General features: G+C 70.1%; 19 protein-coding genes and 1 riboswitch. Of the genes, 3 read left to right on the top strand and 16 right to left on the bottom strand.

Translation table 11 applies throughout. The features are described from left to right. Positions 1-9: 9 nt before the first annotated feature. The 4 genes from V1457_RS14235 to V1457_RS14220 form a co-directional block, all read right to left on the bottom strand. Positions 10-2,370, bottom strand: coding sequence for an arylsulfatase (locus V1457_RS14235; protein ID WP_338604368.1), 2,361 nt, complete (start codon positions 2,368-2,370; stop codon positions 10-12). A gap of 248 nt (positions 2,371-2,618) precedes the next feature. Further along, the gene (lepA, locus tag V1457_RS14230) at positions 2,619-4,475 is read right to left on the bottom strand and encodes a translation elongation factor 4 (protein ID WP_338604365.1); all 1,857 of its coding nucleotides are present in this window, start codon (positions 4,473-4,475) and stop codon (positions 2,619-2,621) included. Positions 4,476-4,576: 101 nt separating this feature from the next. After that, a complete protein-coding gene (locus tag V1457_RS14225) occupies positions 4,577-4,957 on the bottom strand; it encodes a VOC family protein (protein WP_295149803.1) in 381 nt (126 codons plus the stop codon). 94 nt (positions 4,958-5,051) lie between these two features. After that, a complete protein-coding gene (locus V1457_RS14220; protein WP_200070939.1) occupies positions 5,052-5,255 on the bottom strand; it encodes a cold-shock protein in 204 nt (67 codons plus the stop codon). A 443-nt stretch (positions 5,256-5,698) separates the two neighbouring features. Here V1457_RS14220 and rpsT point away from each other — a divergent pair, with 443 nt between their 5' ends. Next, complete coding sequence (rpsT, locus tag V1457_RS14215) at positions 5,699-5,959, top strand: 30S ribosomal protein S20 (protein ID WP_200070938.1); 261 nt, start codon at positions 5,699-5,701, stop codon at positions 5,957-5,959. Positions 5,960-6,032: 73 nt separating this feature from the next. Here rpsT and holA read toward each other — a convergent pair whose 3' ends face one another. Further along, on the bottom strand, positions 6,033-7,016 hold the full coding sequence (holA, locus tag V1457_RS14210) for a DNA polymerase III subunit delta (protein ID WP_338604359.1): 984 nt from the start codon (positions 7,014-7,016) through the stop codon (positions 6,033-6,035). A gap of 106 nt (positions 7,017-7,122) precedes the next feature. Continuing rightward, positions 7,123-7,250, top strand: a riboswitch (SAM riboswitch). Between the two features lie 12 nt (positions 7,251-7,262). Here holA and thrC point away from each other — a divergent pair. Then, a complete protein-coding gene (gene thrC, locus V1457_RS14205) occupies positions 7,263-8,534 on the top strand; it encodes a threonine synthase (RefSeq protein WP_200070936.1) in 1,272 nt (423 codons plus the stop codon). Between the two features lie 68 nt (positions 8,535-8,602). Here the strand turns inward: thrC and V1457_RS14200 are convergent, their stop codons facing one another. The 7 genes from V1457_RS14200 to V1457_RS14170 form a co-directional block, all read right to left on the bottom strand. Then, positions 8,603-10,972: a DNA internalization-related competence protein ComEC/Rec2 gene (locus V1457_RS14200; RefSeq protein ID WP_338604355.1), complete on the bottom strand. Its 2,370-nt coding sequence runs from the start codon at positions 10,970-10,972 to the stop codon at positions 8,603-8,605. Further along, a complete protein-coding gene (locus tag V1457_RS14195; protein WP_338604352.1) occupies positions 10,969-11,871 on the bottom strand; it encodes a ComEA family DNA-binding protein in 903 nt (300 codons plus the stop codon). The genes V1457_RS14200 and V1457_RS14195 overlap by 4 nt, the downstream gene beginning before the upstream one ends. A gap of 183 nt (positions 11,872-12,054) precedes the next feature. Further along, positions 12,055-12,909 (bottom strand): DegV family protein, encoded by an 855-nt coding sequence (locus V1457_RS14190; protein WP_200070934.1) that lies wholly within the window; start codon positions 12,907-12,909, stop codon positions 12,055-12,057. 43 nt (positions 12,910-12,952) lie between these two features. Further along, entirely contained in the window at positions 12,953-13,564 is a 612-nt protein-coding gene (locus tag V1457_RS14185) for a histidine phosphatase family protein (protein ID WP_338604349.1), read from the bottom strand. Continuing rightward, complete coding sequence (gene rsfS, locus V1457_RS14180) at positions 13,561-13,953, bottom strand: ribosome silencing factor (protein ID WP_200070932.1); 393 nt, start codon at positions 13,951-13,953, stop codon at positions 13,561-13,563. Before rsfS ends, V1457_RS14185 begins: the two co-directional genes overlap by 4 nt. 175 nt (positions 13,954-14,128) lie before the next feature. Beyond that, positions 14,129-14,749, bottom strand: coding sequence for a nicotinate-nucleotide adenylyltransferase (nadD, locus tag V1457_RS14175; RefSeq protein WP_200070931.1), 621 nt, complete (start codon positions 14,747-14,749; stop codon positions 14,129-14,131). Between the two features lie 81 nt (positions 14,750-14,830). Continuing rightward, positions 14,831-16,138 carry a glutamate-5-semialdehyde dehydrogenase gene (locus V1457_RS14170; RefSeq protein ID WP_200070930.1) on the bottom strand — a complete coding sequence of 436 codons (1,308 nt, stop codon included), beginning with the start codon at positions 16,136-16,138 and terminating at the stop codon, positions 14,831-14,833. Positions 16,139-16,220: 82 nt separating this feature from the next. Here V1457_RS14170 and V1457_RS14165 point away from each other — a divergent pair, with 82 nt between their 5' ends. After that, positions 16,221-18,341, top strand: a complete 2,121-nt coding sequence (locus V1457_RS14165) for a RecQ family ATP-dependent DNA helicase (protein WP_338604343.1) — start codon at positions 16,221-16,223, stop codon at positions 18,339-18,341. Between the two features lie 24 nt (positions 18,342-18,365). On the opposite strand, the gene proB is transcribed toward V1457_RS14165, so the two are convergent. The 4 genes from proB to rplU form a co-directional block, all read right to left on the bottom strand. After that, positions 18,366-19,472: a glutamate 5-kinase gene (proB, locus tag V1457_RS14160; protein ID WP_200071148.1), complete on the bottom strand. Its 1,107-nt coding sequence runs from the start codon at positions 19,470-19,472 to the stop codon at positions 18,366-18,368. A 14-nt stretch (positions 19,473-19,486) separates the two neighbouring features. After that, complete coding sequence (gene obgE, locus V1457_RS14155) at positions 19,487-20,977, bottom strand: GTPase ObgE (protein ID WP_338604984.1); 1,491 nt, start codon at positions 20,975-20,977, stop codon at positions 19,487-19,489. Positions 20,978-21,089: 112 nt separating this feature from the next. Further along, positions 21,090-21,347, bottom strand: coding sequence for a 50S ribosomal protein L27 (rpmA, locus tag V1457_RS14150; RefSeq protein WP_200070928.1), 258 nt, complete (start codon positions 21,345-21,347; stop codon positions 21,090-21,092). Positions 21,348-21,357: 10 nt separating this feature from the next. Continuing rightward, the gene (rplU, locus tag V1457_RS14145) at positions 21,358-21,666 is read right to left on the bottom strand and encodes a 50S ribosomal protein L21 (protein ID WP_200070927.1); all 309 of its coding nucleotides are present in this window, start codon (positions 21,664-21,666) and stop codon (positions 21,358-21,360) included. Positions 21,667-21,842: the final 176 nt, after the last annotated feature.

Here is a 21,842-nt window from a genome sequence, read left to right as displayed (position 1 = left end):
CGCCCCGGGTCAGTCGTGCGCCGCCCGGAACCGTTCCCGGGCTTGCTCGTCGGCGACATCGCTGATCTGGTCGTCGGCCAGGTCGAAGCGGACCGACCGCAGCCGACCGGTGAAGGCGTTGTCCACCGGCGGGTAGTCGTCGACCACCGGGGAAGCCCGGTCCACCCCGACGTCGAAGGTCTCGTCGAAGGCGAAGTAGTACGGGATCGTCGCTCCCACCCGTCCTTCGGCGACGTTCACGTCGTCGACGCTGAGCACCGCCTTGCCGCCGTTGCCGACTCCGCCGCCGTCGTAGGTGAACTCGAGCCGCACGACGTGCTCGCCCGGCGCCAGCGGCTCGCCGGCGAGCTTGTAGAGATCGGTGCCGAAGTAGTTGTAGGCGTAGTGCGGCCGCCCTCCGTGCAGGTACAGGGACCAGCCGCCGAACCGGCCGCCCTGCGCCACCACGACGCCGTCCGCTCCCGCTTCGGGAATCTCCAGGTCGGCGGTGATGACGTGCGAGCGGTTCTTGACGTTCGGCGCGGTCTCCTCGGTGAGCCGCTTCGCCCCGGCGTGGAAGGTGATCGTGCGCCGGTCGCCGAGAAGGTCGAGCCGACCGGCCTCCTTCGGGTTCTCCCGTTCGGTCATCCGGTCGTCGAGCGGGAAGACGTTGTGCTTGGCCGCTTCCACGAGGAACAGCTGCTGCAGCTCGCGCAGCTTCTCGGGATGTTCGGCGGAGATGTCGTGCGCCTGGCTCCAGTCCACATTTGTGTCGTAGAGCTCCCAGCGGTCGTCGTCGAAGGACCGGCGAGTGCCGTCCTGCACCATCTCCCACGGGGTTCCGTGCCTGGTCACTGCCATCCAGCCGTCGCGGTAGATGCCGCGGTTGCCGACCATCTCGAAGTACTGCACGCGGTGCTGATCCGGCGCCTCGGCGTCGTTGAAGCTGTAGCACATGCTGGTGCCTTCGATCGGCTGCTGCGGCACGCCCTGCACCGAAGCCGGGTGCGGGATGCCCGCCGCTTCCAGCACCGTCGGCATGATGTCGATGACGTGGTGCCACTGGTTGCGGATACCGCCGCGCTCCTCGATGCCGCGCGGCCAGTGCACGATCATGCCATCCCGGGTGCCACCGAGGTGCGAGGCGACCTGCTTGGTCCACTGGTAGGGCGTGTTCATCGCCAACGCCCAGCCCACCGGGTAGTGCGCGTGCGTCGTCGCGTCACCCAGCGCGTCCCGGTTCGCGTTGATGAACTCGGCGCTGTCCGGGATGCCGGTGGCGAACCGGTGCTCGTTCAACGTGCCGCCGAGCCCGCCTTCCGCGGAAGCGCCGTTGTCGCCGAGGATGTAGACGAACATCGTGTTGTCCAGCTCGCCGATCTCGTCCAGCGCGTCGACGAGGCGGCCGACCTGATCGTCGGTGTGCTCGGCGAAGCCCGCGTACAGCTCCATCAGCGAAGCCGCGGCAGCGCGTTCCTCTTCGGACAGTTCATCCCAGTGCGGCACACCTTCGGCCCAAGGCGCGAGTTCCGTGTCCGGTGGGACGACGCCGAGTTCTTTCTGGCGCTGCAACGTGATTTCCCGCTGCCGGTCCCAGCCGTGGTCGAACGCGCCCCGGTACTTGTCCCGGTACTCCTGGGGCACGTGGTAAGGCGCGTGCGTCGCGCCGAACGGCAGGTACGCGAAGAACGGACTGTCCGGCTTGAGCGTGTTCTGCGTGCGCACCCAGTCGATCGCCTGGTCCACCAGATCCTCGGACAGGTGGTAGCCGTCCTCCGGGCGCTGCGTCGGTTCCACGGGGTTCGTGCCGTCGAACAGCACCGGGTACCAGTGGTTCATCTCAGCGCACAGGAAGCCGTAGAACTTCTCGAATCCCTCACCGGTGGGCCACCGGTCGAACGGCCCGGCGGCGCTGACGTCGCGTGCGGGCGTCTGGTGCCACTTGCCGAACGCGGCGGTGTTGTAGCCGTTTCCGTTGAGGACTTGGCCGATCGTAGCCGCGCTGCGCGGCCGGATGCCGGTGTAGCCCGGCGCCGCACTGGCCATCTCCGTGGTCACACCCATCCCCACGGAGTGGTGGTTGCGCCCGGTGAGCAGGGCCTGCCGGGTCGGCGAGCAGATCGCGGTGACGTGGAACTGCGAATACCGCAGCCCACCATCGGCCAACCGTTCCGCGGCGGGCATCCGGCAAGGACCGCCGAACGAACTGGACGCGCCGAAGCCCATGTCGTCGAGCAGCACCAGCACCACATTCGGTGCCCCCGCCGGAGCGTTCAGCGGCTGCACCGGGTTGAACGCCGGCTCCTGGTCGCGGGCATCGAGCGAAGTGGCGGAAGGTCTCGGCGCATCCGCTATCGGCAGGTGTTCCCGCGACGGTTCGGATGCGCTCATGCTCTACCTCCGGTCTGTTTCTCGACATGCCCCGACGAAGACGAAAACCCAAGCGGGGCAAGGATTTTCGCGCTCGACGCCGCGGCGAATGCTAGTCGCCGCAGCGCGCCGGGCAAGCGCTTCCACGCTCCGGGCGCGGCCGGACGGGAGGTCCGGCGCACAACCCGGCGGCGTCCGCGCTGGCGAGGCGGCGGCACCCGGACGGCCAGACCACTTCGCCATGCGCGCCATAGGCGACGGCTATGGAGTCACTTCTTCGACTTGGTCTTGTCGTCCTTGCCCGCGGACTCGTCAGTGGACAGCGCGGCGACGAACGCCTCCTGCGGGACTTCGACCCGGCCGATGGTCTTCATCCGCTTCTTGCCTTCCTTCTGCTTCTCCAGCAGCTTGCGCTTGCGGCTGATGTCGCCGCCGTAGCACTTGGCCAGCACGTCCTTGCGGATCGCGCGGATCGTCTCGCGGGCGATGATCCGCGAGCCGACCGCAGCCTGGATCGGCACCTCGAACTGCTGGCGCGGGATGAGCTCGCGCAGCTTCGTCGCCATCTTCGTGCCGTAGGAGTAGGCGAAGTCCTTGTGCACGATCGCGCTGAACGCGTCCACGGCCTCGCCCTGCAGCAGGATGTCCACCTTGACCAGGTCCGAGCTCTGCATCCCCGCCTCCTCGTAGTCCATCGAGGCGTAGCCGCGGGTGCGGGATTTGAGGTGGTCGAAGAAGTCGAAGACGATCTCGGCCAGCGGCAGCGTGTAGCGCAGCTCGACCCGGCTCTCGGACAGGTAGTCCATGCCGTCCATCCGGCCGCGCCTGCTCTGGCACAGGTCCATCACCGTGCCCACGAACTCGGACGGGGTGATCACGGTGCACTTGGCGATCGGCTCCTGCACCTGCCCGATCTTGGCCTCGGGCCAGTCGGAGGGGTTGGTGACCTCCTGCTGGGTGCCGTCCTCGAGCTGCACCTCGTAGACGACGTTCGGCGCGGTCGAGATCAGGTTCAGGCCGAACTCGCGCTCCAGCCGCAGCCGGGTGATCTCCAGGTGCAGCAGCCCGAGGAAACCGCAGCGGAAACCGAATCCGAGCGCACCGGAGGTTTCCGGCTCGTAGGTGAGCGCTGCGTCGTTGAGCTGGAGCTTGTCCAGCGCGTCCCGCAGCAGCGGGTAGTCCGAACCGTCGATCGGGTACAGGCCGGAGTACACCATCGGCAGCGGCTCCCGGTATCCGCTGAGCGGCTCCGGCGCGCCCTTGCGCTCGGTGGTGATCGTGTCGCCGACCTTGGACTGCCGGACGTCCTTCACCCCGGTGATCAGGTAGCCGACCTCGCCGACGCCCAGCCCTTCGGACGGCTTCGGCTCGGGCGAGATGACGCCGACCTCCAGCAGCTCGTGCGTGGCGCCGGTGGACATCATCCGGATCCGCTGCCGCGGGGTGATCTTGCCGTCGACCACCCGGATGTAGGTGACCACGCCGCGGTAGGTGTCGTAGATCGAGTCGAAGATCATCGCGCGCGGCGGCGAATCGTGCACGCCCACCGGGCCGGGAACCTGGCGCACCACCTCGTCGAGCACCGCACCGACGCCGTCCCCGGTCTTGGCCGAAACCCGCAGTACGTCGTCGGCTTCGCAGCCGATGATGTGCGCGAGCTCGGCGGCGTACTTGTCCGGTTCGGCCGCGGGCAGGTCGATCTTGTTCAGCACCGGGATGATCTGCAGGTCGTGCTCCATCGCCAGGTAGAGGTTCGCCAGCGTCTGCGCCTCGATGCCCTGCGCGGCGTCGACCAGCAGGATCGCGCCCTCGCAAGCCGCCAGCGAACGGCTCACCTCGTAGGTGAAGTCGACGTGCCCAGGTGTGTCGATCATGTGCAGCACGTGGTCAAGGCCGTCGACGTTCCACGGCATCCGCACGTTCTGCGCCTTGATCGTGATGCCGCGCTCGCGCTCGATCTCCATCCGGTCGAGGTACTGCGCCCGGTACGCGCGCTCGCCGAGCACCCCGGTCAGCTGCAGCATCCGGTCCGCCAGCGTCGACTTGCCGTGGTCGATGTGCGCGATGATGCAGAAATTCCGGATGCGCTCCGGGTCCGTGAAGGTGGTATCGGCGAAGCTGCTCACTCGGTGTTCCTCGGGATCTCGGGGGCGCGCGGTTTCACCGCACATCGTCCCACGCCACGACCGGTGGCCGATGCCCAACTCCGCGGAGGATGCCCGGGGGTTCAGGTGTCCCGCTGGTCGGCGCGGATCGGGTGGTCCTCGGGAACTTCGATCAGCGCGATCCGCATCCCGTCGGGGTCGGTGATCCACGCTTCCACCAAGCCCCAGGGCTGCCGGGCGGGTTCGGACACCACCGGCACCTCGAAGCGCGTGAGCCGCTCGTACTCGGCGCGCACGTCCCGCACCTGCAACCACAGGACTTGGTCCGGGCTCGGACCGCGCTCGCCCTGGCCGGACAGTTCCATGAAACCTTGGCCGAGGAAGAAGACGGTGCCACCGGGGAACTCCCGGGAGATCGCCAACCCGAGCACGTCCCGGTAGAAGCGCAGCGAACGCTCCGGGTCCAGCGGGCGCAGGATCATGCGGCTGTTCAGGATCTCCATGCGCACCGTTGTACCCCGTAGCGGCCGTCCGGGCCCTGAACGACATCGAGCCCCGCACCGGACGGTGCGGGGCTCGATGCGTTGATCAGCGGTCTCAGACGGCGCGCACGCCGCTGGCCTGCGGACCCTTCTGACCCTGGGTGATCTCGAAGGTCACGGTCTGGTTCTCCTCGAGGGTCCGGAAACCGGTGCCGTCGATCGCGGAGTAGTGCACGAACACGTCCGGGCCGCCACCGTCGGGGGAGATGAAGCCGTAGCCCTTCTCCGAGTTGAACCACTTCACGGTGCCCTGTGCCATCTCTGTCTCCTCACAGCGGATGAGTACCGGCGCCGCACTCTGCGACCACCGGGGCCTAGTCCAGACGGCGAACTCTCCAGCTTGCGCAGGGACTAGAGTCGCGCCCGCAACTTTCGCGAGCGTGTCGAACACGAACACAAAAATCGGCCGACTCATACAACCACACCGCCGCCCCGATCATTCCCGCGACCCGCCGGTGGTGTGGGTCTCATTTCACCGGCCGCCAGCAGGGCCGACCGCCCCGGGGAGCCACGGGCGGACTCGATGCGCCGAAGACCTAGCCGCAGCCGGGCGTGCGACACGGCGTTGCTAGCATGGACAGCCGTGCCGTGCGGCGTTCCGCCAGGGAGGAAGGCTGCGTTCGTCGGGTGCTCGAGCACCGGAGGAAGCAGCGCCGTACAAGTGCGGCACGACGAGTCCGAGCGAGGAAAGAGGCGCCAGCAGTGGCCAACATCAAGTCCGCGATGAAGCGGATCAGGACCAACGAGCAGAACCGGCTGCGGAACAAGTCGGTCAAGTCCGAGGTCAAGACCGCCATCCGCAAGTTCCGCGAGGCCGCTGCCGCCGGCGACAAGGACAAGGCCGTCGAGTTGCAGCGCGTCGCCGCGCGCACCCTGGACAAGGCCGCCAGCAAGGGGGTCATCCACGCCAACCAGGCGGCCAACAAGAAGTCCGCGATGGCCAAGCGCGCCAACGTGCTCTGAGCGGCCCAGCTCGCGCAGGCCGATCCGAGAACGGGGTCCGTTCCCAACGGGAGCGGACCCCGTTTTTCGTGTCTCAAGCCCGGGTGGAATGCAGGTCGACGAGCCTGCGCACTGCGCGCTCCAACGCGTAGTCGGCGTCCGCAGCCATCCCCTTGACCTCGCCGTTGAGCGCGGCGACGACTTGCAACGCATCGGCCACCGTCGTACTGCTCCAGCCCCGCGACTGCGCCTGCGCTTTCTTCACCTTCCATGCGGGCATACCGAGCTCACCGGCCAGCCGGAACGGATCCCCGCGACCGTAAGCGGCGACGCGTCCGATGGTGCGCACCGAATCGGCCAGCGCGTCCGCGATCAGCACGTGCGCCACACCGAGTTGCAGCGCCCAGCGCAGCGCCTCCAACGCACCCGCACGGTCGCCGGTGACCGACTTCTCCGCCACGACGAACCCGGTGACCTCGGCGCGGCCGCGGTGGTAGCGGCGCACGGCGTTCTCGTCGACCTTGCCGCCGGTGTCGGCCACCAACTGGGAAGCCGAGGACGACAGCTCGCGGAGGTCGAAGCCGACGGTCTCGATCAGCGCGCTGACTCCGGCGGCGTCGATGCGGCCGCCGGCGCGGCGCACCTCGTCCTTCACGAACGCCTCCCGCTGCGCGGGTTTGGTGATCTTCTGGCATTCGGTCACCCGGGCGTCGAGCTTGCGCAGCGCGCCGGGCAGTTCCTTGGCGTTCTTGCCGCGCCCGCCCCCGTTGTGCACGACGACGAGCACGACCCCTTCGGCGGGTTGCCGAGCGTGCGAAAGAACCGCTTCGGCGATCTCCTTGCCGGCGTCCTGCGCCGCCTCCAAGGCCACTACCCGGCTCTCCGCGAAAAGCGATGGGCTGAGCAGTTCATCCAGTTCTGGGGGGGTGAGTTCACTCACCTTGATCCGGCGCAGCTCGGTTTCCGGGTCGGCCGCCCGCGCCGCGCCCACCGTCTCGTGCAAAGCCCGCTCCACCAGCAGTTCTTCGTCACCGAGGATCAAGTGCAGCGGGTCGCGGACCACCGACGGAGAACTCATAGGGGCATCGTCGCATGACCGTCCGGCACTGCCGGGCGTTCCCGCTGCGCGGGCGCCCCTGGCCATGGTGCGGCGCCGTCCCGTAACGTTGCCGGTACAACCGAATAGCTCATCCAGAGGGGCAGAGGGAACGGCCCGTAGAAGCCCCGGCAACCATCTCGACCATTCGCGGCTCGCGCGAGGCAGTCGAAGAATTCGGTGCCAATTCCGACCCGCCCGCGGGATAGATGAGGAAAGGACCTCGCGATGACCGCTGCCGCCCAACACACGAACTCCACCGCCAAGACGGCCTACGACCTCGGTCCGGCCGTCGAATTGGTGTCCAAGGAAGAGGGACATCGCCAGCCGCTGGCCCCGGAATTCGTGTCGCTGGAGGACTTCTCGCCGCTGGAGGTCGCCTACGACTTCGGCCGCGTGCGCCGCGAGGACATCGAGGCAGGCCCCCGCTCCATCTGGCGCTACAAGCACCTGCTGCCGGTGCCGAGCAACGTCGAGGAGCACCCGAACACCGAACCCGGCTGTACCAGGCTGGTGCGTGCCGACAACCTCGCCAAGGCGCTCGGCGTCAAGCGGATCTGGGTCAAGGACGACACCGGCAACCCCACCCATTCTTTCAAGGACCGCGTGGTCGCGGTCGCGTTGGCCGCCGCCCGCGAGTTCGGCTTCCGGGTGCTGGCCTGCCCCTCCACCGGCAACCTCGCGAACGCGGTCGCCTCCGCGGCGGCCCGCGCGGGCTGGGACTCGGTGGTGTTGGTCCCGTCCACGCTGGAGCGCGCGAAGATCCTGATGAGCGCGGTCTACGACGGCTCGCTGCTCGCGGTCGACGGGAACTACGACGATGTGAACCGGCTGGCCACCGAGCTGGCCGGGGAGCACGAGGACTGGGCGTTCGTCAACGTCAACGTCCGCCCGTACTACTCCGAGGGTTCCAAGACGCTGGGCTTCGAGGTCGCCGAGCAGCTCGGCTGGCGGCTGCCGGAGCAGATCGTGGTGCCCATCGCCTCCGGCTCGCAGCTGACCAAGGTGGACAAGGGCTTCCGCGAGCTGCAGCACACCGGCCTTGTCGAGGAGAGCCCGTACAAGATCTTCGGCGCGCAGGCCGCCGGGTGCTCCCCGGTTTCCACCGCGTTCAAGAGCCAGCAGGACGTGGTGCAGCCGGTGCGCCCGGACACCATCGCCCGCTCGCTGGCGATCGGCGCCCCGGCCGACGGGCCGTACGTGCTCGACACGGTGCGCCGCACCGGCGGAGCCATCGAGGACGTCACCGACCAGGAGGTCGTCGACGGCATCCGGCTGCTGGCCCGGACCGAGGGCATCTTCGCCGAGACCGCGGGCGGGGTCACCGTCGCGACCGCGAAGAAGCTCATCGAGGCGGGCAAGATCGATCCGGACGAGGAGACGGTGCTGCTGATCACCGGCGACGGCCTCAAGACGCTCGACGCCGTGCAGGACCAGGTCGGCCCGAAGGCGACCGTCGCCCCGAACACCGACTCGGTGAACCAGGCGCTGGGTCTGTGACCGTCCGCCGCGGGCCGCGCGCGTGCGCGGCTCGCGGAGCGCAAGCCGCGGTGGTCCAGATGCTCGGCTCAGTTCTCCGGGCGGACCGGATCGCCGCGCTCGACCGCTCGCCTGCCCTGCTCGTCCTGCACGATCGCGACGTCGCCGGACTGGTCGGTGCGCAACACTCGGGTGCCCATTCGGGTCAGTTCGCCGAGCACCAGCGGGCTCGGATGTCCGTAGCTGTTGCCCGCGCCGACGCTGACCACAGCCAGCCGCGGTCTTACGGCCGCGAGGAAACGAGGCGTGGTGTAGCGCGAGCCGTGGTGCGGGACCTTGAGCACTTCGGCACGCAGGTTCGCCCTCGAATCCAGCAGTTCCCCCTGGCCGGGTAGTTCCACGTCGCCGGTGAGCAGGATCCGCCCGTGCGGCGTGGTCGCCTTGACCACGAGCGAAGCGTCGTTGGCGTCCTCGCTCGAGCGGGTTCGCGCCAGCTCGCCGCGAGGTCCGAGCACGTCGAGCACCAGGCCCGGCCACCGCACTCGTTGACCGGCGCTCAGCCGCATCACCGGTACGCGGTTGGCGCGGGCCGCCGCGGTCACCTCCCGGAAAGCCCAAGCGGGTTCTCGCAGCGATCCGACGGCGAGTGCGCCGACCGCTCGGCCGGACAGCACCGCGGGCGCTCCGCTGACGTGGTCCGCGTGCAGATGCGTCAGCAACAACAGTGGTATGCGGCGGATCTCCAGGCGTTGCAGGCAATCGCTCATCAGCACGGGGTCCGGCCCGGTGTCGATCACCACGGCCTCGTGCGGACGCCCGGTGGCCAGCACCAGGCCGTCGCCTTGCCCGACATCGCAGGCGACCACGGTCCAGCCGGGAACCGGCCACGGAGCGACCCGATGCCGTACCGGGATCACCACGACGACGAACAGCAGGACCACGGCTGCGAGCACCATCCGCGAAATCCGGCCGCGCAGAACCACCAGCAACATCAACGCCAGCACGGCCAGCAGCAGGCCGCCTCCAGCGCCGGAAGGCCAGTCGAACGACGCGCCCGGAACCGCGGCCGAATGGCGGGCGACGGCCAGCACCCACTCCAGCTCCGGCCCCGCCAGCCACACCAGAGCGCTCGCCAGCGTTCCGGAAACGGGCGCGAGCAGCGTCGCGCACACTCCCAGCACGGTGGCCGGCCCCACCACCGGACCGGCCAGCAGGTTCGCCAGCACTGCGACCACGCTGACCTCGCCGGAAACGGCTGCCACCAGTGGCGCCGTGAGCAGATGCGCCGCCGCCGGAATCGCCAGGGCCTCGGCGACACCCACCGGCAACCCACGTGAGTGCAGCGCGTCCGCCCACACCGGCGCGAGCACGATCAGCCCGGCCGTCGCGGCCACCGATAGCGCGAACCCCGCGGCCGTGGCCAGGCCCGGCGCCAGCAGCAACAGGCCGACGACGCTCGCCGAGAGGATCGGCAGCGCCGACCGTTCGCGGCCGAGGACGAGGGCGAGCAGCCCGATCGAGCCCATCACCGCTGCCCGGAGCACGCTCGGTTCCGGTCCAGCGAGCACCACGAAGCCGATCATCGCCAACGCCGCCCCCACGGCCGACACGGCAGGGCCTGCGCCGATCAGGCGCAGCACGAGCAACACCGCCCCGCAGACGATCGCGAGGTTCGAGCCGGAAACCGCGGTTAGGTGGGTGAGTCCGGCCGTGTTGAACTGCTCGACGACTTCCGGCGGGAGCTTGCCGGTGTCCCCGACCACGAGGCCCGGCAGCAGTCCGGCTGCGGCTGGGCCGAGCATCGTGCGTGAAGTCTCGCGCAGTCCCTCGCGCAGATCCTCCGCTGCACGCTGCCAGCTCGGCGCGGGCGATACGCCTTCGGGCGCTTCGTAGGTCGCAACGGCCGCGACGAGCAATTCCCCATTCCGCGGCGGCAGGACCTTGCCGTGCACGGTGACCTGCTGGCCGGCCGTCAGCGCGCCCCACTGCTCGGTAGGGGCCAGCAGCAGAACTTGCCCGCCCACCAGCGTCCGGCGGTCGTCGACCTCGACGGAGTCCAATCGCAGCCTGGCCACCGAGCGATCCTGCGCCCGGCGAGCACCGTAGGAGGCACCCTGCAACGGCCGCGGCGATTCCACCAATGTGCCACGCAGCTCCGCCTGCTCGGCCTGCCGTGCGGCCGAGCGCAACGGATGCGCGGCCACCGCGTGGGTCCGAACGGCGATCCCGGTGGCCGCGGCGCTGGAGATGATCAGCACGGCCAGCACGCCGTTGCGCCAAGCGCGTCCGCGCCCGAACCTCCAAGCCATCGGCAGCAGGAGCAGCGTCGCGCACGAGAGCACCGCCGCGGTCGGCCACCCGCCGTGCAAACCGGCCAAGGTGATCGACCACGTGACCAGCGCAGCGGGCAGCAACCGCAAGTCCAATGTGGACCCTAGCGCGAAGGACTTGGCCCTCACGCCCGGACCAGCTCCCGCAGCCGCTCCATCCGGGTGTCCCCGATCCCTTCGACGTCTCCGAGCTGGTCGACCGAGCCGAACCGACCGTGCTGCTCCCGCCATTGCACGATCCGTTCGGCCGTGACTTGACCGATTCCTGGTAGCGCATCGAGCTGTTCCTCCGTGGCGGTGTTGAGATCGACTTTGCTGCCCGCTCCGCCTGGCTCGGGCGTCGAGGCCTGCCGGCCTCCCGGTTGGGCGCCGGGAGGTACCGGCACTGCGACGTAGAGCTGTTCCCCGTCGACGAGCCTGCGGGCCAGGTTCAACGTGGTGATGTCGGTTCCGGGCAACGCGCCGCCCGCCGCATCGAGCGCGTCGGCTACCCGCTCGCCGGGGCGCAGCGTGACCAGGCCGGGGCGCGAGACCTCACCGACCACGCTCACCACCAAGTCCGCGGGCGGCGGCGCGGCGGCCTGCTGGACCGGTGGTGCGGCGACCTGTTCCGGCACGGGAGCGGCCGGCGCCGGTTCGGGAACCGGCCGGTCCAGCCACGTGACGACTCCGACCACGGCCAGCGCGACGACCGCGGCGAGCGCGATCCCGAGCCGCCCGTACCTGCCAGGATCGACCCGGGCACGCGACCACGATTCGGGCAGCCATCTGCGCACAGCTCGCCGCACTGGCGTCGACGTCGTGGGCGGGTCCGCATTCGAGGGACCGGCGCGGGGCCCACCCTCGGGTTCCGGTGGCAATTCTTCCGTTCCGGGATCCCGGCCGGTCGGCGTCGGCCCGTCCTCGCGTTCCTGCTGCGTGCGCTCGCGCTCGGCCTGGCGCATCAGTGCGCGCAGGCGGGTACGCGGACTCGACGCGGTGTCCGGAGAATCGTCGAGCGAACCGTGGAATCGGGTTACAGCAGCCATGCCATCGACGTTAAGGAATCCGCGAACCGCCGCCCAGACTCAATTCTGCAATCTGTGGACAACTTGTCGGGCTGTGGATGAACCAGCACGAACAATCCGTAGGAATTCACTCGAAAGCAGATGTATTCGGGCGCTGAGCACCCGCTCCGGCTCACCGAGGTTCGCCGCCGCAGGGAGCGCAGATCATCTCCGCCAACCCCCGGGCAACATGACCGCACCGAGAGCTCCGGGGCCTATATGCGCACCCACCACCGGCCCGACCTCAGCGACCAAGCACTCGATCTGCCCGGAAGTCATCTCCTCCAGCCGCTGCGCGAGCCGATCCGCCCATTCGGGAGCGGCGAGGTGGTGGATCGCCACCGCCGCCGGCTCCGAGGCCACCGCGCGCCCCACGATCTCCAGCAACCTGGTGTGGGCGCGGGCGGTCGTGCGCACCTTCTCCAACGCTTCGACGCGTCCCTCGTGGACATGCAGCAACGGCTTGATCGCCAGCGCGGTACCGAGCACCGCGGCAGCGGTTCCGATCCGGCCGCCCCGGCGCAGATGCTCCAACGTCTGCACCGAGAACAAGGTCGTGGTCCGCTGCGCGATCAGCGCAGCACGGCTCTCCACAGCGGACAGTCCCGCCCCGGCGCAGGCCAGGTCCGCGGCGCCTAATGCGGCGAATCCCAAGCCCATCGCGGCCGAACGGGAATCGACCACCCGCACCAGCTCCGGGCCCACTTCTTGCGCGGCCAGCCGGGCGGCGTCCCAAGTCGCCGACAAGCGCCGGGACAAATGCACCGAGACGACGCCGTCGGCCCCGTCCGCCAGGGCGTCCCGGTACACCCGTGCGAGTTCCGCCGCGGTCGCGCCCGACGTCGTCACCCGCTGCTTGTGCTCGAACGCGGAGACCAATCGATCCGAGCCGAACTCGAACTCCGGTACGGGCGTCCCCCCTTGCACGCTGACGTGCAGCGGCACCACGCGCACCGAGAATCGATCCGCGAATCCGTCCGGCAGGTACGCGGTGGAATCGGTGACGACGGCTACGGACACGCGAGAAACCCCAAAACCACCGCCGGGCGCCGCGGACGGCCGATCAGCCCGGAACTCCGCCGTTGTAGGTGATCAAACGCCACTGCCGGGAACCGCCGCGGCGGCTCAGCACCACCCAGTGGCAGTTGGCGACACCGCCGAGACCGGGCCAGAGCTCGTGCGGCCACCCCAGCAGCCGCGCGGTCAGCCCGGTGATCAGGCCGCCGTGCGCGCACACCAACGCGGTGGCCGAGTAAGTGGCGTCGAGTTCGGACACGACCTCGAACCCGCGCTCGGCGACCTCGACGCGCGACTCGCCACCCGGCGGAGCCCACGTCGGATCCGCTCGCCACGTACCCATCGCACCCGGCCAGCCGTGCTCCACCTCGGCGCCGCTGAGGCCCTGCCACTCGCCGAGATGCGTCTCGCGCAAGCGCTTGTCCTGCGGCACGGCCATGCCGGACAGCTCGGTGAACGCCATTGCGGTCGCAGCGGCCCGGCGCAGATCCGATCCGACCGCTACCTGCGGCTCGAACGAAGCGATCACCGGTGCGGCACGCTCCGCCTGTTCGCGACCGGTTTCGGTGAGCGCGGTGTCGAGATGTCCCTGGATGCGGCCCGCGGCGTTGAAGTCGGTATCACCGTGCCGCCACAGCACCAGGCGATCGAGTGTCACTCGGCGCCGCCCTGCTGCTCGGCGGGAACCGCGCGGTCCTCGAACTCGATCCGCGGGCAGTCCTTCCACAGCCGCTCGAGCTCGTAGACCGCACGCTCCTCGGTGTGCTGCACGTGCACCACGACGTCGACGTAGTCCAGCAGGACCCAGCGGCCTTCGCGGGTGCCTTCGCGCCGCACCGGTTTCGTGCCGATCTTGCGCATCTTCTCTTCGACGGCTTCCACGATCGCTTCGACCTGCCGCTCGTTCGGCGCGGAGGCGATCACGAAGCAGTCGGTGATCACGAGCTGCTCGGAGACGTCGAGCAGCACGAGGTCGTTCGCCTTCTTGTCCGCCGCTGCCTGCGCCGCGACCAGCGCCAGCTTGCGGGCCTCCTCGGTGGCTGCCACGTCACTCCTCCCGGGCGGGCACGGTGCCGCCCACCCCGCACAAGGATAGCCAGGCCGGTTGCACCGGCGAGAACGCCGGGTTGCCCGATTCGGCACCGGTAGTCCGCGCCCGGTCCGGGCGCCGAGCCGAACCAATGGCCGGCCCGCGATCAACTGCCGAGTTCGTACCGGATGCTCATGGACCCCACTCCGGTGCAGGTGAGACGCCGTCCGACCGGTACAGCCCGCGTTTGGTGATGTACTGCACGATGCCGTCCGGGACCAGGTACCAGACGGGCAACCCGGCGCGGACGCGTTCCCGGCAACCGGTCGAGGAGATCGCCATCGCCGGGATCTCCACCAGCGAGACCGATCCCTTCGGCAGGTGCGCGCCGTTGAGCGAATAGCCGGGGCGCGTGACGCCGATGAAGTGCGCGAGGTCGAACAGCTCGTTGACCCGGTGCCAGGAAAGGATCTGCTCCAGCGCGTCCGCGCCGGTGATGAAGTACAGCTCCGCGTCCGGGTAGTGGGCGCGCAGGTCGTTGAGCGTGTCGGCGGTGTAGGTCGGGCCGCTGCGGTCCACGTCCACCCGGCTGACCAGGAACCGCGGGTTGGACGCGGTGGCGACCACCGTCATCAGGTAGCGGTCTTCGGCCGGGCTGACCACCTCGTGGCCCTTCTGCCACGGCTGGCCGGTCGGCACGAAGATCACCTGCTCCAGACCGAACTGGGCCTGGACCTCACTGGCCGCGACGAGGTGGCCGTGGTGGATGGGGTCGAAGGTGCCCCCCATGACCCCGATGCGCCGACGAGACATGAATGCAGAGCCTAAACGAGTACCCGCGGGCGCGGTTCCGCCCGCGCCCGCGTGGTGAGCGATCACACGGTGCGGCCGCGATCAGTTCGCCGGGCGGACCTGCCCGTCGCCGAACACGAGCCACTTCGTCGAGGTCAGCTCGGGCAGTGCCATCGGGCCGCGGGCGTGCAGCTTCTGGGTGGAGATGCCGATTTCGGCACCCATGCCGAATTCGCCGCCGTCGGTGAACGCGGTCGAAGCGTTGACCATCACGGCCGCAGCGTCCACCCGGGCGGTGAACTGGCGGGCGGACCGGACGTTGTCGGTCACGATCGCCTCGGTGTGCCCGGAGCCGTGCTCGCGGATGTGCTCGACGGCCGCGGGCAGCGACTCGACGACGGCCGCTGCGATGTCCAGCGAGCCGTACTCGGTGTCCCAGTCCTGCTCGGTGGCTTCCAGCACGCCGGTCCCGCCGAGCCGCACGACCTGTTCGTCGCCGTGCACGGCGATCCCGCCCGCGCGCAGTTCGGCGACCGCGCGCGGCACGAAGTCCTCGGCGATGTCCTGGTGGACCAGCAGGGTTTCCGCCGCGTTGCACACGCTCGGGCGGCGGGCCTTGGAGTTCAGCAGGATGCGCAGCGCGGTGTCGGCGTCGGCGTGCTCGTCGACGTAGACGTGGCAGTTGCCGACACCGGTTTCGATGGTGGGCACGGTGGCGTTCTCGACGACCGCGGAGATCAGGCCCGCGCCACCGCGGGGGATGACGATGTCGACCAGCCCGCGTGCGGTGATCAAGTGCTGCACCGAAGCACGGTCGCTGCTGGGCAGCAGCTGCACCGCCGCGGCAGGAAGATCGTGCTTGACCAGCACCTCGGACAGGATCGCGACGAGCGCGGCGTTGGATTCGGCGGCCGACGACGAGCCGCGCAGCAGCACCGCGTTGCCCGACTTCAAGGTGAGCCCGGCGGCATCGACGGTGACGTTGGGCCTGCCCTCGTAGACGATGCCGACCACGCCGAGCGGAACCCGGACCTGCTGCAGCTGCAAGCCGTTCGGCAGCACGTTGCCGCGCACCACCTCACCGACCGGGTCCGGCAGACCGGCCACGGTGCGCAGCCCGTCGGCGATGCCGTCGATGCGCTCCCGGCTCAGCTTCAGCCGGTCGACCAGTCCGTCGGGGGTGCCGTTCTCCCGCGCGCGAGCGACGTCTCGCAGGTTGGCCTCCAGCACCTCCGGCGCGCGTTCGACCAGCGCCGCGGCCATCGCGTGCAGGAGTTCGTCCTTGACCGCCCGCGAGGCCAGCGCCAGCTCGCCCGCCGCGGCCTGCGCCCGCCGCGCCGCCGCGCGCACCTGTTCGCGCAGGTCCTCGCCGGTTTCCGCGGAATGGGAAGGTTCGATGCTCGTCGTCACGACACCAGCCTAATCGGCTCCTGCAACCGGGTTTGCGGGGTGCGGCGACGCCGTGTCCTGGCGATCCGGTAGGAATCGGGTCGTGGACGAACACGCCCTGCGGGAACTCGCCGACGAGCGGCTGCGCGCACTGGCCGGTCCGGACGCCGAACTGCGCGACGACCAATGGCACGCGATCCACGCGCTGGTGCTGGAACGGCGCCGCGCGCTCGTCGTGCAGCGCACCGGCTGGGGCAAGTCGGCGGTCTACTTCCTGGCGACCGCGCTGCTGCGGGAGCTCGGCGAAGGTCCGACCGTGATCGTCTCGCCGCTGCTGGCGCTGATGCGCAACCAGGTGGAAGCCGCCGAAGCCGCCGGAGTCCGCGCGGCCTCGATCAACTCCGCGAATCAGCAGCAGTGGGCCGACATCGAGGAGCAGGTCGCCGTGGGCGACGTCGACGTGCTGCTGGTGAGCCCGGAGCGGTTGAACAACCCGGACTTCCGGGACAACGTGCTGCCCGAACTAACCCACAGCGCGGGCCTGCTGGTGGTGGACGAAGCGCACTGCATCTCCGACTGGGGCCACGACTTCCGCCCGGACTACCGCAGGCTGCGCACGCTGTTGCGCGAACTGCCCGAAGGCGTCCCGGTGCTGGCGACCACGGCCACCGCCAACGACCGCGTCGTGCAGGACGTCGCCGACCAGCTCGGCGTGGGCGGCGAATTCAGCGACCCGCAGCAGACGCTGGTGCTGCGCGGCACGCTCGACCGGGAAAGCCTGCGGCTGGGCGTGGCCCGGTTGCCGACCGCGCAGGCGCGGCTGGGCTGGCTGGCGGGCAACCTCGGTGAGCTGCCGGGGTCCGGGATCATCTACACGCTCACCGTCGCCGCGACCGACGAGGTGTCGGCGTTCCTGCGCGACCAGGGCTTCGAGGTGGCGTCCTATTCCGGGCGCACCGATCCGGAGGAGCGGCAACGCGCCGAGGACGATCTGCTGGCGAACCGGGTCAAGGCGCTGGTGGCGACGTCCGCGCTGGGCATGGGCTTCGACAAGCCCGATCTCGGGTTCGTCGTGCACATGGGGGCACCGTCCTCGCCGATCGCCTACTACCAGCAGATCGGCCGCGCCGGTCGCGGCGTGCGGCGGGCCGAGGCGCTGCTGCTGCCCGGCCCGGAAGACCGGGACATCTGGAAGTACTTCGCTTCGCTGGCCTTCCCGCCGGAGTCGACGGTGCGCAGGATCCTCGACGCGCTCTCGGAAGCGGGCACCTTGTCCACTGCCGCGCTGGAGCCGCGCGTGGAGCTCGGCCGCTCGCGGCTGGAAATGGTGCTCAAGGTCCTGGACGTGGACGGCGCGGTGCGCCGGGTGAAGAGCGGCTGGGAAGCCACCGGCGAGCCGTGGGACTACGACGCGGAACGCTACGAGCGCATCGCCGCGGAACGCGCCACGGAGCAGCAGGCGATGCTGGATTATCTGGACACGACCGGCTGCCGGATGGAGTTCCTGCGCAAGCAGCTCGACGACCCGCACGCCGAACCGTGCGGGCGCTGCGACAACTGCACCGGGTCGGGCCGTTCCGCCGAGGTCGACGAGTGGTCGGTGCAGCGCGCGCAGGAACGCCTGAACCGGCCGGGCGTGGAGCTGAACCCGCGCAAGATGTGGCCGACCGGGATGGACGTGCTCGGCATCCCCGTCTCCGGCAGGTTCCCGGCTGGTGAACGCGCCGAGCAGGGCCGCGCGGTGGGGCGGCTGACCGACATCGGCTGGGGCAACCGGCTCCGCGAGCTGCTCGGCGCGAACAGCCCGGACCAGGACTTGCCGGACGACCTGTTCCAGGCGTGCGTGCAGGTGCTGGCCGCCTGGGAGTGGGAGCGGCGACCGGCGGGGGTGCTCGCGCTGGGCTCGCGGACCCGGCCGCGACTGGTGCGCAGCCTGGCCGAGCGGCTCTCCACCGTGGGGCGGTTGCCGCTGCTCGGCGAGGTAGCCACGAACCCGGAGACGACGCCGGTGCACGGCACCAACAGCGCGCAGCGGGTCGCGGCGCTGCGGGGGCAGTTCAAGGTTCCGGAGGACGTCTCGGCGAAGCTGGCCGGGCTCGACGGGCCGGTGCTGCTGGTGGACGACTACGCCGACACGGGCTGGACGATCACGATCGTGGCGCGCACCCTGCGGCTCGCGGGCGCTCCGGCGGTGCTGCCGTTCACCCTGGCCACCACGGCCTGAGCCGTTCGGGAGCAGTGGATGTCGTCAGCGCAGCGGGACCAGGTCGTCGGCGTGGATGACTTCCCGGCGTTGCTCCGGCGGTAGTTCGTGCGTGGAGCGGCCGATGAGGTCCGGCAGCTCACCGGCGTCGTAAGCGACCACTCCGCGAGCGACCACGGCACCTGCCGGATCGGCCAGGTCCACCACGTCCCCACCGTGGAAATCGCCTTCCACGCCGGTGATCCCGGCCGCCAGCAAGGACCGGCGTCGCCGCGCGACGGCGGCGACGGCTCCGTCGTCGATCCACAACCGGCCGCTCGACCCGGCGGCGTGCGCGAGCCAGAAGCGCCGCGCCGTCAGCCGCGAACCCGTGGTGGCGAACGCCGTTCCCACGTCGGCGGTGGCCAGGGCCCCCTGGGCCTCGGATGCCGAAGCCAGCAGCACCGGAATCCCCGCGCGCGCCGCCACCCGCGCGGCCTGCACTTTCGAGGCCATGCCGCCGGTTCCCACACCGGACCCGGTATCGCCGGCTTCCACACCTTCCAGGTCGGCGGGCCCGTGCACGTCCCGGATCACCGACGCCCGGCCGCTGCGCGGATCACCGTCGTACAACGCGTCCACATCGGACAGCAGCAGCAGCGCGTCCGCGCCGACCAGGTGCGCCACCAGCGCCGCCAGCCGGTCGTTGTCGCCGAAGCGGATCTCGGTGGTGGCGACCGTGTCGTTCTCGTTGACCACCGGCACCGCGCCCAGGGTGAGCAACCGCTTGAGCGTGCGCTGCGCGTTGCGGTACTGCGCGCGCCGGACGACGTCGTCGGCGGTCAGCAGCACCTGCCCCACCGTGCGCTGATACCGGGCGAACGATTCCGCGTAGGCGTGCGCGAGGGCTTGCTGCCCGACGCTGGCCGACGCCTGCTTGGTCGCCAGGTCGCGCGGACGGCGGCGCAACCCCAGCGGAGCCATCCCGGCGGCGATGGCGCCGGACGACACCAGAACCACCTGTCCCCCGTTGTCCACCCGGTTCGCCACGGCGTCCACCAAAGCCGCCAGCCGCGCGTGGTCCAGCGCGCCCTTGGACGTGGTGAGCGAGGACGAGCCGACCTTCACCACCAACCGGTGCGCTGCCCCGATCGCCTTGCGGGTCGGCGACAGCTGCACCTGGTCGGTCACCGATCCTCCTCGTCGTCCTCGCCGACGTAACTTCCCTGCGCGTCCAGGTTGGACCGGCGGGCGTTCTTCGCAGCCTTCCGGTCGGCGGCCGAGATGCGATCTTGGTCTTCCAGGCGCATGTCGGTGCCGCGACCGCTGAGCATGGTCGCCACGCCCGCGGGCGTGGACGGTTCCCAGTCGAAGGTGACCGAGCCGATGGTGACCTGGCTGCCCGGCTCCGCGCCCTGCTTGGCCAGCGCTTCCTCTACGCCGAGCTTGGCGAGCCGGTCACCGAGGAAGCCCACCGCCTCGTCGTTGTCGAACTGCGTCTGGCGCACCCACCGCTGCGGCTTCTCGCCGCGGACGATGAAGGCGTCCGGCTCCTCGGGATCCCGTTCGACGGTGAATTCGCCTTCGCCGACCCCGGCCGGGCGAACCACGACCCGCGCGGGCTCCGGCTCGGGCTGCGCGGCGCGGTAGTTCTCGACTTCACCGGCCAGCGCGAACGACAGCTCCCGCAGCCCCTCGTGGCTGGCCGTGGACACCTCGAACACCCGCCAGCCGCGCTCTTCGAGGTCCGGCCGGACCAGTTCGGCGAGCTCCCGCGCCTCCGGCACGTCCAGCTTGTTCAGCACCAGCAGCCGCGGCCGGTCGGCGAGATCGCCGTGCTCGGCGGCCAACGCCGGTGCGTAGCGCGCCAGCTCCGCCTCCAAGGCGTCCACATCGGACATCGGGTCGCGGCCCGGTTCCAAGGTGGCGCAGTCCACGACGTGCACCAGCACCGCGCAGCGCTCGATGTGGCGCAGGAACTCCAGCCCGAGGCCGCGGCCTTCGCTGGCACCCGGGATGAGCCCGGGCACGTCGGCCATGGTGAACACGGTGTCCCCTGCGGTGATCACGCCCAGGTTCGGCGCCAGCGTGGTGAACGGGTAGTCCGCGATCTTCGGTTTCGCCGCCGAGAGCACCGAGATCAGCGAGGACTTGCCCGCCGACGGGTACCCGACCAGCCCCACGTCGGCGACCGATTTCAGCTCGAGCACCAGGTCCAGCTGCTCACCGGGCTCGCCGAGCAGCGCGAAACCCGGCGCCTTGCGGGCCTTCGTCGCCAGCGCCGCGTTGCCCAGCCCGCCGCGGCCGCCCTGCCCGGCGACGAACGTGGTTCCCGGTCCGACCAGGTCGGCGATCACCTCGCCGTCCGAATCCAGCACCACCGTGCCGTCCGGCACCGGCAGCACGATGTCCTCGCCGATCGCACCGTTGCGCAGGCTGCCGCGGCCCTGCTTGCCGTTGGATCCGCGGGCGTGCGGGCGGTGGTGGAAGTCCAGCAGCGTGTGCACCCCGGGGTCGACGACGAGCCGGACGTCTCCGCCGCGCCCGCCGTTGCCCCCGTCCGGGCCGCCGAGCGGCTTGAACTTCTCCCGGTGCACCGAGGCGCAGCCATTCCCACCGTCGCCGGCGGCGACGTGGATGGTCACGCGGTCAACGAACCGCGACACGAGTCCCTCCAGGTGCGAAGAATGCCGCCAACCGCGCGGAGCGGGCGGCGAACGCGAAAGAGGGGCGGGGCCGGTGTGCGAACCGGACCCGCCCCTCGTTCGGGAGTTTGTGCCGAGAGCCGGGTCAGTCCTCGGCCGGCACGATGTTGACGGTCTTGCGACCGCGCTTACTGCCGAACTCGACCTCGCCGGTGGAGAGCGCGAACAGCGTGTCGTCCTTGCCGCGGCCCACGTTGAAGCCGGGGTGGAACTTGGTGCCGCGCTGCCGGATCAGGATCTCACCGGCGCTGACGAGCTGGCCGCCGAACCGCTTCACCCCGAGGTACTTCGGGTTCGAATCGCGGCCGTTGCGGGAGTTGGATGCGCCCTTCTTGGTGGACATGATCAGGTCCTCACTTGGAGATGCCAGTGACCTCGACGCGGGTCAGCTTCTGCCGGTGACCCTGGCGCTTCTGGTAGCCGGTCTTGTTCTTGAACTTGTGGATGCGGATCTTGGGACCCTTGGTCTGCTCGACCAGCTTGCCGGTCACCGAGACCTTCGCCAGCGCGTCGGCGTCGGCGGTGACGTCGGAGCCGTCGACGACCAGTACAGCCGGGAAGGTGACCTCGGTACCGGATTCGCCTTCGAGCTTCTCGACCTCGACGACGTCCCCGACCGCCACCTTGTACTGCTTGCCGCCGGTCTTGACGATCGCGTACATGAGTCGGAAGTCTCCTGCTGCTCGGTTCGCTTGGTTCACCCGTTGACGCCCACTCCGGCGGGGCCGGAGATCCACCCGGCAGTGCCGGGTTTCGGTGGGTTCCTGTGTCACGACCCTCGACCCGCGAGGGGCGCACCGGGTTCCACAGGCGTTTAAGCTCTCCGCCCGTCCGGCGG

This window comes from Saccharopolyspora sp. SCSIO 74807, from assembly GCF_037023755.1.
Lineage (GTDB): Bacteria > Actinomycetota > Actinomycetes > Mycobacteriales > Pseudonocardiaceae > Saccharopolyspora_C > Saccharopolyspora_C galaxeae.
This window is presented reverse-complemented; position numbering and strand designations above follow the sequence as displayed.